Source organism: Sphingomonas sp., from assembly GCF_036388435.1.
GTDB lineage: Bacteria > Pseudomonadota > Alphaproteobacteria > Sphingomonadales > Sphingomonadaceae > Sphingomonas.
Map to the genome: position 1 here is coordinate 321,166 of NZ_DASVRV010000046.1, position 10,252 is coordinate 331,417.

The following is a 10,252-nucleotide window of genomic DNA, read 5'->3' on the forward strand; positions in this document are numbered from 1 at the left end:
CGGGAAACGCCCGGAGGGTAATGCGGGTCCGACCTAGACCCCGACCACCGCGCCGTCGGTACGGGTGATGACGATCGTCGCCGATCGTGGGCGCGGGCCGGTGCTGGAGGCGGTGCCGCTGCCGCCCTGGTTGGCGGGCCAGTTGCTGGTGACGCGCTCGATCGAGCCGTTCTCACCCGGATGCTGGATGTTGACGAAGACCGAGCGGCCGTCGGGCGTCGAGTCGATACCGGTGATCTCGCACTGGACGGGCCCGACCAGAAAGCGACGGAGTTTCGTGCCGGGCGTAGCGCCGATCCGCGCGGTGGCGGTGCCGGTCGTGGTCCCGATCATGTTGGTGATCTGGCGCGTGGTGCCGTCGCCCACGCGGCCGGGCTGGCCGACCAGCATCATGCAGTTGGTCACGTCCGTATAGGCGCCGTCGTCGGTCTGCAGCCAGACGAGCGGGTTGATCGTGCCCCCGGCATTGGTCGCGCGCGAGAACCACAGGCCGTCGGGCGAGGAGAAGTCGTTGGTGTCGTCGAGCGCCGACAGGTTGATGTTGTTCCGGTCGAGATCGGCACCCGATCCGTAAGCATAGACGTCCCAGGTGAACCCGGTCGCCTCGGTGGTGTCGCCCGTTTCGCGGAGGCGGACGACATGGCCGTTGGGGTTGCCCACGCCCGCGGTCCCGCCGTCGACCTTGGGATCGACATAGGCGCGAGGATTGGCGGCGTTGGTCGGGTTGGCCCCGCCCGCGACGGTCCGCGACGCGTTGTTGGTCAGCGTGCAATACATCTCGCCGTTGGCGGGATTGACCGCGGTCCATTCTGGCCGGTCCATCCGCGTCGCGCCCAGCGCATCGCCGGCGAGCCGCGCGTTGATCAGCACATCGGCCTGATCGCTGAAGGAATAGGCGGGGTTGGCGGCGGTGAGCGGCCCTTGTCCGAAGACGAGCGGGAGCCAGGCTCCCGTTCCGTCCGCGTCGAAGCGCGCGACGTAGAGCGTGCCTGCGTCGATATATTTGTCGCCGATCGCCAGCCGGTCGGTCGCGTTGGCATCCGCCGCGCTCCAGGGCGTGGAGGACACGAATTTGTAAATATATTCGTTCTGCGCGTCATCGCCCATATACCAGGCGGGGCGCGTGCCCGCGATGAAACGGCCGGGCCAGGCGCCCTCATGGTTCATGCGGCCCAGCGCGGTACGCTTGCGCGGGGTCGAGGCGGGGTTGAAGGGATCGATCTCCACGATCCAGCCGAACTGGAATATCTCGTTGCGGAAATCGGTGGTGCCGTCCGCGGCGGCGGCGGCCGTCGCCGTGATGTTCCAGCGACGGAACAGCGTGTTAGCGGCGTCGGCGGGCTGAACGGTCGTCCAGCCGTAATTGCCGGTCCTGCCCTCGGGGGCGCCGTAGCGGGTCAGCGAGGTGTTCGCCTTCGCCGAGGTCGCGGCACGCACGGCCGCGTCGCCCGTGTTCCGACGGAAATAGCCGACCCAATTCTCCTCGGCGGTCAGATAGCTGTTCCAGGGCGTATAGCCGTTGGCGCAGTTGTTGATCGTGCCGCGCCCGCTGGTCCCGGTCGGCGAGAAGGCGGTCCGCATCGACGCGGTGCCGCGCGCGGGGCCGGAGATGTCCATCGGGGTGTTGGGGGTGATGCGCCGGTTGAGCGCGGAAGTCTGCGCATAGGCCCAGGCGGCGGTGCCCGCGCGGCTGACCTCGATCACCGACACGCCATGCGCCTCGATCTCCTTGAGCGCCTCCGCCTCGGGACGCGAGCCGTTGACGGTGGTGGCGCCGCCCGGGTGGAGGAAGGTCTGGGTAATGTTCTCGTGATTGAGGACCAGCAGCCCCCGCGCGCTGTTGGACGGATCGGGGGCGTTGGCGCTCGCGGAAAGCCCGAAGAAGCTCATCCCGTCATGATGGTCGCCCGCGCGCGCCGAGAAGCCGGTATCGGTGCCGTTATTGGCATAGGCGCCGGTCGCCGCGTTGATGGGATCGCCCAGGCGGTACAGCACGGTGACGGTGTAGCCCGCGGGCACCGTCACCGTGTCGGCCCGGCTTTTCGCGACGGCGGTGAAGCCCAGTTCCGCCGGGGTGACGGTGACGGTCGTGTCGGCATTGGCGGGACCCGACCCGTTGATCGCGGAAAAGCGGAAGACGAGCGGCGTCGCGGACGCGACGTTGGGCGCGGCGAAGGTGACGGTATCGGCGGTGGCGCCCGGCACGATCGCGACGGTCGGACCGCTGACCTGCGTCCAGGTGCTCGACGTGGCGGTGCCGCCCGACACACCGCCCGTCAGCGTGACGATGCGCCCGCCCGAAATGGTGACCGACTGGCCCGCGGTCACGCTGAGCGCCGGCTCGTCGTCCTCGCCACCACAGCCCGACAACAGCGTGGCCGCCGTGATCGCGGATATGCCGCCGAACAAGGCCTGGCGCCGCGAATAACGCTGGGCGACGAGGTCGTTCAGATGCGGCCCCTGGCTGCGGTTGGTCTCGATGTCGCCATCGTCATATCCCCAAGCGGAGCCGATCCCGAAAGCCATGTGCTGATCCCCTATTGCTCGCGACCACCCGGCCACGCCCTCGCTCCGGCTATTGGCGCCCGAAAGCGACGGGGGCGTTGCGGTTCGGGGACGGGACGGCGACAACGGCATGACGGTTCGGGGACAAGGCGCCTGGCGACGACGGCGCGTTGACGGCACCGCGACGACCCGCTAATGGCGCGAACCTTGCCCGGCCGACCGCAAGTCGACCGGGTTCCGTCCGAGACAGTGGGTGCCGGGAATTCTCCCGGCTTAATCTCCCGCCGAGACGGGGAATGGTTTCACCGCGACGGTTCATACCGTCCCGGCGCGCGTGCCCGGCACGCACCCTCTCCCCATCGCTGGACATGCCGGGCGGACGATCGTCGCCTGCCCGGTTCGCAACCCCGTCGAGGCTCGGCCCCGGCGGATATGAGGAGAATGGCATGGATCGTGCTGAAAAGGCCGCGGCCGTCGCCGAGCTCAATCGCACATTCGCCGAGGTGGGCGTGGTGGTCGTCACCCGCAATCTCGGCATGACGGTGGCGCAGTCGACGACTTTGCGCACCCGGATGCGGGAGGCCGGGGCGACCTACAAGGTCTCCAAGAACAAGCTGGCGCGTATCGCGCTGGACGGCACCGACTATCTCTCGCTCGGCGACATGCTGACCGGGCCGGTCGGTCTCGCCAGCTCGGTGGATCCGGTCGCGGCCGCCAAGGTCGTGGTCGAATTCGCCAAGGGCAACGACAAGTTCGAGATCGTCGGCGGGGCCATGGGCTCGACGGCGCTCGACCTGGCGGGCGTGCAGGCACTGGCGACGCTTCCGTCGCTGGACGAGCTGCGCGCCAAGATCGTGGGGCTTATCGTGGCGCCCGCGACCAAGCTGGCGACCATCACCCAGGCGCCCGCCGCCCAGCTCGCCCGCGTGCTGTCGGCCTATGCCGAGAAGGACGCCGAAAAGGTGGAGGAAGCCGCCTGAGGCGTGCTTTCCCTTTTGTTGAACCAACCGATCTGAAACCGAGGAACTACACATGGCAGACCTGAACACGCTGGTTGACCAGCTTTCCGAGCTCACCGTTCTCGAAGCCGCCGAGCTGTCGAAGATGCTTGAAGAGAAGTGGGGCGTCTCCGCCGCCGCCGCCGTCGCGGCCGCACCGGCAGCCGGTGGTGGCGCCGCCGCCCCCGCCGCCGAGGAGCAGACCGAATTCGACGTCATCCTGACCGGCGACGGTGGCAAGAAGATCAACGTCATCAAGGAAGTCCGCACGATCACCGCGCTCGGGCTGACCGAAGCCAAGGCGCTGGTCGAGGGTGCGCCCAAGGCCGTCAAGGAAGGCGTGTCGAAGGACGAGGCCGCCAAGCTCAAGGCGCAGCTCGAGGCCGCCGGCGCGACCGTCGAGATCAAGTAAGCCGCAGCGGGAGAGACGGGCCAGCGCAAGCTGGTCCGCACTCCCGCAAGGCCGGCCGACGGCATTCATGCCGTTCGACGTTACGGGCTTTGCCCGTGACCGACCCGGTTCGAAAAAGGGCGGCCCCGGCGACGGGGTCGCCTTTTTTCGTCGCCGATTATTCTACAGCTGCCATATTTACCCACCCGCCCCTGCCGCGGCGAAACCGCCTCGTCGAACGAGCGCTTCGCTCCGCCGGCCGGGCTGGCGGTCGTGCGGATCAGCGGGGCTGATCCGTCTCGATCGCCGCGCCGTGCGCCCTGGCCGCCACCTCCGTCACGGTACGCGGCGGCTGGTCGAGCCAGAAGGGCGCGAGCTTGGGGCTGTCGACGCGCTCGATACCGACGACAAAGGCCTGGGCGGTCCGGCCCTCCACCCCCTGCCCCGCATCGTAGAGCGCGTTGACCGCGAGCACGGGCACGAACATCGGCCGGCCGGCGGCGTCGAGCGGGCGGATATCGGCATGGGGGAGCGCGGCGACCGCGCGGACGGCGCGGGACTCGCCGGGCGCCAGCGCGAAGGGCGGCGCGACGGGGCGGACCGCCGGCTGGGCGTGAAAGGCGGCGAGCTCGGCATCCTGGCCGGCATGGGCGCTGAACAGGCGCACGGCGACGCGGACCCGTTCGGCGGGGAGGTCGCCGATATTGGTGACGCGCACCTCGCAATCGACGGTGGCGCTCAGCAGGTTGAGCCCGGCGCGGCTGGGCCTGAGCTCGATCGCGAGCCGGGCCCGGGATGGTGGGGGCGGCGGGACGATCTCGGCCGGGGCGAACGCCTCCACCGCCGGCTCGGAGGTCGTTCGGCGGCGCAGTGCGAGCCAGCCGCCGAGCAGCGCGAGCGCCCCGCCGACGAGCCACCAGCGCGGGTCGATCTCGGGGGCCGCCTGCGCCTGCGGGGGCGGGGCGGGGCTCGGCATCGGCTCGGGCATCGGGGTGGTAGTGGTCGAGGCGACCGGGGCGGGTGCGGTTGTCGGTGCCGGAGTCGGGCTGGCGGTCGGCGCCGCGGTCGCGGCGGGGGTCGGCGTCGCACTTGGAGTAGCGCGCGGGGCCGGCGTCGCGGCGGGCGCGGGCCGGACCGGTGCCGCGGGTGTCGGGGTCGCGACCGGTGGCGGCACGAGGGTAGGTAACGGCGTCGGCGCGGGCGTCGGGCTCCCCGGCAGGCTGAACCGTTCGAGCCCGGGGATCGAGGTCGGCGGGGTCTGGGTATTCGTCTGTGCGAGAGCCGGCGCGGGTCCGACCACGACGGCGGACAGGAGAGAGGCGAGGAGAACGTGCCGCCGGATCGGTGGCATGGGGAAAGCTCCGTGGCTGAGGGGCCTGGCTGGCGCCGATGGCGGTGCGCGGGGCGGGATCGGCGGCACCTATAGCGGCGCTTGGCTCCAAGTCGATGCTCGACCGCCCTGCCCCTCTCTGACGAGCGTCGACACGGTTGACGGTGGGCGTGCGCGACCCTATCTGAAGCCCTCGCCACGATCTCCGGGAAATGACGCGCCGTCGCGCAGCGTGTCACAACGGATGGGGATCGCCGGTTTCCCGACGCCCGAAGCCGACGCACCCCGTGCGATCGGCCGTTCGGCGTGTCGTGCTGCGTCCGATCCGGGGACTCCCGGTTTAAAAAATTACGGCTGTACGAGGCAAGAAAAACCATGGCGACCAAGGCGATCGACGGCGGCCCCATCAACGCTGGGGCGCGACGCGACCAGGGCAGCGGCACGGCCAAGCGCCGCATCCGCAAGGTGTTCGGCAACATCCACGAAGTGGTGCAGATGCCGAACCTGATCGAGGTCCAGCGCGAGAGCTATGAGCAGTTCCTGCGCTCCGACAAGTCGATCGGCCATGTCTCGGGCCTGGAGAAGACGCTGCGGTCGGTGTTCCCGATCCAGGATTTCGCCGGCACCGCTTATCTCGACTTCGACGATTATGTCCTCGAGGACCCCAAGTTCGACGTGGAGGAATGCCGCCAGCGGGGCATCACCTATGCCGCGCCGATGCGCGTCACCTTGCGCCTGACCGCGTTCGAGGTCGATCCCGATACCGAGGCCAAGTCGGTCATCGATATCAAGGAGCAGGACGTGTACATGGGCGACATGCCGCTCATGACCGAGAACGGCACCTTCTTCATCAACGGCACCGAGCGCGTGATCGTGTCGCAGATGCACCGCTCGCCCGGCGTGCTGTTCGACCACGATCGCGGCAAGACCCATGCCTCGGGCAAGTATCTGTTCGCCGCGCGCGTCATCCCCTATCGTGGCTCGTGGCTCGATTTCGAGTTCGACGCCAAGGACATCGTCAATGTCCGCATCGACCGCAAGCGCAAGCTGCCCGTCACCGCATTGTTCTACGCGCTCGGCATGAATTCGGAGGAAATCCTCAACGAATTCTATAACCGCGTCACCTATGTGCGGGGCACCGGCGGGTGGAAGATCCCGTTCGCGGCCGAGAATTGGCGCGGCGTGAAGCCCGCTTATGACATCGTCGACGGTAATTCAGGCGAGGTCGTGTTCGCGGCCGGCCAGAAGATTTCCCCACGCGCCGCCAACAAGGCCGCCAAGGACGGGCTGACCGACCTCTTGATCCCGACCGAGGAGATCTTCGGCCGCTATTCCGCTTATGACCTCATCAACGAGAGCACGGGCGAGATTTATGTCGAGGCGGGCGACGAGATTTCTCCCGAGAACCTCGAGAAGCTCGACCGCGCCGGCATCGAGCGGATCGAGCTGCTCGACATCGACCATGTGTCGACGGGCCCGTGGATCCGCAACACGCTGAAAGCCGACAAGGCCGAGGAGCGCGAGCAGTCGCTGAGCGACATCTACCGCGTGATGCGCCCCGGCGAGCCGCCGACGCTGGAGACCGCCGAGGCGCTGTTCGCCGGGCTGTTCTTCGATCCCGACCGCTACGACCTGTCGGCGGTGGGCCGCGTCAAGCTCAACATGCGCCTCGACCTCGACGCCGAGGACACGGTTACGACGCTGCGCACCGAGGACATCCTGGCCGTCGTCAAGACTTTGGTCGCCCTCAAGGACGGCAAGGGCGAGATTGACGATATCGACAATCTGGGCAATCGCCGCGTGCGGTCGGTTGGCGAGCTGCTGGAGAACCAGTACCGCGTCGGGCTGCTGCGCATGGAGCGCGCGGTCAAGGAGCGGATGAGCTCGGTCGACGTGTCGACCGTGATGCCCAACGACCTGATCAACGCCAAGCCGGCGGTCGCCGCGGTGCGCGAATTCTTCGGTTCTTCGCAGCTGTCGCAGTTCATGGATCAGACCAACCCGCTGTCGGAAGTGACCCACAAGCGTCGCGTGTCGGCGCTCGGGCCGGGCGGTCTGACGCGTGAGCGCGCGGGTTTCGAGGTCCGCGATGTCCACCCGACCCATTATGGCCGCATCTGCCCGATCGAGACGCCCGAGGGCCCGAATATCGGCCTGATCAACTCGCTCGCGTCGTTCAGCCGCGTCAACAAATACGGCTTCATCGAGACGCCGTATCGCAAGATCGTCGACCACAAGGTCACCAACGACGTCGTCTATCTGTCGGCGATGGAAGAGGCCAAGCACACGATCGCGCAGGCCTCGGCCGAGCTCGACGCGGCGGGCTCGTTCACCGAGGAATTGGTGTCCTCGCGCCAGGCGGGCGAGTTCCTGAACGCGCTGCCCGACACGGTGACGCTGATGGACGTCAGCCCCAAGCAGCTCGTGTCGGTCGCGGCGTCGCTCATTCCGTTCCTGGAGAACGACGACGCCAACCGCGCGCTGATGGGATCGAACATGCAGCGCCAGGCGGTGCCGCTGGTCCGCGCCGAGGCGCCGTTCGTAGGCACCGGCATGGAAGAGACGGTCGCGCGCGACTCGGGCGCGGCTATCTCGGCCCGTCGGGCGGGCATCGTCGACCAGGTCGACGCGGCGCGCATCGTCATCCGCGCGACCGGTGAGGTCGATGCCGGCAAGTCGGGCGTCGACATCTACACGCTGATGAAGTTCCAGCGTTCCAACCAGTCGACCTGCATCAACCAGCGCCCGCTGGTGAAGGTGGGCGACGTGATCCAGGCCGGCGACGTGCTGGCGGACGGTCCGTCGACCGAGTTCGGCGAGCTGGCGCTTGGCCGCAACGCGCTCGTCGCGTTCATGCCCTGGAACGGCTACAATTATGAGGACTCGATCCTCATCTCGGAGCGGATCGTGAAGGACGACGTGTTCACGTCGATCCATATCGACGAGTTCGAGGTGATGGCCCGCGACACCAAGCTGGGGCCGGAGGACATCACCCGCGACATCCCCAATGTCGGCGAGGAGGCGCTGCGCAATCTCGACGAGGCTGGCATCGTCTATGTCGGCGCCGAGGTCGAGCCGGGCGACATCCTGGTCGGCAAGATCACGCCTAAGGGCGAGAGCCCGATGACGCCGGAGGAGAAGCTGCTCCGCGCCATTTTCGGCGAAAAGGCGTCCGACGTGCGCGACACGTCGCTGCGCCTGCCGCCGGGCGTGTCGGGGACGATCGTCGACGTGCGCGTCTTCAACCGTCATGGTATCGACAAGGACGAGCGCGCGATGGCGATCGAGCGCGAGGAGATCGAGCGGCTGAAGAAGGACTCGGACGACGAGCGCACCATCCTCAACCGCGCGACCTGGTCGCGGCTGCGCGAGATGCTGCTCGGTCAGGTCGCCACGGCGGTGCCCAAGGGCCTGAAGAAGGGCGCGACGATCGACCAGGAGCTGCTCGACGGGGTGGATCGTCACGAATGGTGGAAGTTCGCGGTCGCGGACGACGCCGTCCAGGCGAACCTGGAAGCCGTGAAGCAGCAATATGACGACGCGGCCAAGATCATCACCGACAAGTTCCACGACCGTCGCGAGAAGCTGGAGCGGGGCGACGAGCTGCCGCCCGGCGTGCTCAAGATGGTCAAGGTCTTCGTCGCGGTGAAGCGCAAGCTGCAGCCCGGCGACAAGATGGCCGGCCGTCATGGCAACAAGGGCGTCATCAGCCGCATCCTCCCCGCCGAGGACATGCCTTTCCTGGCGGACGGGACCCCAGTCGATCTCGTGCTCAATCCGCTGGGCGTGCCGAGCCGAATGAATGTCGGGCAGATCTTCGAGACGCATCTGGGCTGGGCCGCGCGCGGCCTGGGTCATCAGGTGGCGAACGCGCTCGACGAGTGGCGCGAAGCCAATCCGCAAGCCAAGCCGGGCGCGATGCCCGACGCGGTCAAGGAGCGGCTGCTCACCATTTACGGCGAGCATTATGCCGACGATATCCAGGCCCGCAGCGGCCAGGAGATCGTCGAGCTGGCGGAGAATCTGCGCACGGGCATCCCGATGGGCACCCCGGTGTTCGACGGCGCGCGCGAAAGCGACGTGACCGACATGCTGGCGCTGGCCGGGCTCGACGCCTCGGGTCAGTCCGACCTGTTCGACGGGCGCACGGGGGAGATGTTCGACCGCAAGGTGACGGTGGGCATCATCTATATGCTGAAACTCCACCATCTCGTGGACGACAAGATCCACGCCCGGTCGATTGGCCCCTATTCGCTCGTCACCCAGCAGCCGCTGGGCGGCAAGGCGCAGTTCGGCGGGCAGCGTTTCGGCGAGATGGAGGTCTGGGCGCTCCAGGCCTACGGCGCGGCCTACACGCTCCAGGAGATGTTGACGGTGAAGTCCGACGACGTGGTCGGCCGCACCAAAGTGTACGAGGCGATCGTCAAGGGCGACGACACGTTCGAGGCCGGCATCCCCGAAAGCTTCAACGTGCTCGTCAAGGAGATGCGCTCGCTGGGCCTCAACGTCGACCTGAAGACGATGGAAGAAGGCTTCGACAGCGACGGCGTGCAGATCGCGGCGGAGTAAAAGAGAATGGCGCGACGCCTTCTGATGATCATCCCAGAAATCATTCTGGGCATCAGTTTGTTGTTCGGCTTTCCGATTTCGGGATGGCCGGGCATCGCATTAGGCGTCGCGTTTCTCTTTGCTGCCGCTTGGACCTTTGCTCATCCGTCACGGCTGAGCAGCTAAGATCACCCGAGTAGGGACGAAATTATGAACGAGATGACCCCCTTCGCGAACCCCGTCGTCAAGCCGGAGACGTTCGACCAGATCCAGATCGGCATCGCGAGCCCGGACAAGATCCGCTCGTGGAGCTTCGGCGAGATCAAGAAGCCCGAGACGATCAACTACCGCACGTTCAAGCCCGAGCGTGACGGCCTGTTCTGCGCGCGCATCTTCGGTCCGATCAAGGATTACGAGTGCCTGTGCGGCAAGTACAAGCGCATGAAGTACAAGGGCATCGTCTGCGAGAAGTGCGGCGTC

The 10,252-nt window shown here is 67.4% G+C and carries 7 protein-coding genes; 5 read left to right on the forward strand and 2 right to left on the reverse strand.

The genetic code is table 11. The features are described 5' to 3' along the window. Window positions 1–33: 33 nt before the first annotated feature. Complete coding sequence (locus VF592_RS11450) at window positions 34–2,526, reverse strand: PhoX family protein (protein WP_331005745.1); 2,493 nt, start codon at window positions 2,524–2,526, stop codon at window positions 34–36. 425 nt (window positions 2,527–2,951) lie between these two features. On the opposite strand from VF592_RS11450, the gene rplJ reads away from it, so the two are divergent. Continuing rightward, window positions 2,952–3,485 carry a 50S ribosomal protein L10 gene (gene rplJ / locus VF592_RS11455; RefSeq protein WP_331005746.1) on the forward strand — a complete coding sequence of 178 codons (534 nt, stop codon included), beginning with the start codon at window positions 2,952–2,954 and terminating at the stop codon, window positions 3,483–3,485. Window positions 3,486–3,537: 52 nt separating this feature from the next. Next, window positions 3,538–3,915, forward strand: a complete 378-nt coding sequence (rplL, locus tag VF592_RS11460; RefSeq protein WP_331005747.1) for a 50S ribosomal protein L7/L12 — start codon at window positions 3,538–3,540, stop codon at window positions 3,913–3,915. A gap of 259 nt (window positions 3,916–4,174) precedes the next feature. Here the strand turns inward: rplL and VF592_RS11465 are convergent, their stop codons facing one another. Beyond that, window positions 4,175–4,870 carry a hypothetical protein gene (locus tag VF592_RS11465; RefSeq protein WP_331005748.1) on the reverse strand — a complete coding sequence of 232 codons (696 nt, stop codon included), beginning with the start codon at window positions 4,868–4,870 and terminating at the stop codon, window positions 4,175–4,177. Window positions 4,871–5,599: 729 nt separating this feature from the next. Between VF592_RS11465 and rpoB the strand changes: the two genes are divergently transcribed. The 3 genes from rpoB to VF592_RS11480 form a co-directional block, all read left to right on the forward strand. Beyond that, window positions 5,600–9,793: a DNA-directed RNA polymerase subunit beta gene (gene rpoB / locus VF592_RS11470; RefSeq protein WP_331005749.1), complete on the forward strand. Its 4,194-nt coding sequence runs from the start codon at window positions 5,600–5,602 to the stop codon at window positions 9,791–9,793. Between the two features lie 6 nt (window positions 9,794–9,799). Then, the gene (locus VF592_RS11475) at window positions 9,800–9,958 is read left to right on the forward strand and encodes a hypothetical protein (protein ID WP_331005750.1); all 159 of its coding nucleotides are present in this window, start codon (window positions 9,800–9,802) and stop codon (window positions 9,956–9,958) included. 33 nt (window positions 9,959–9,991) lie between these two features. Then, a partial coding sequence (locus VF592_RS11480; RefSeq protein WP_414714209.1) for a hypothetical protein occupies window positions 9,992–10,252 on the forward strand: 261 nt, incomplete at its 3' end.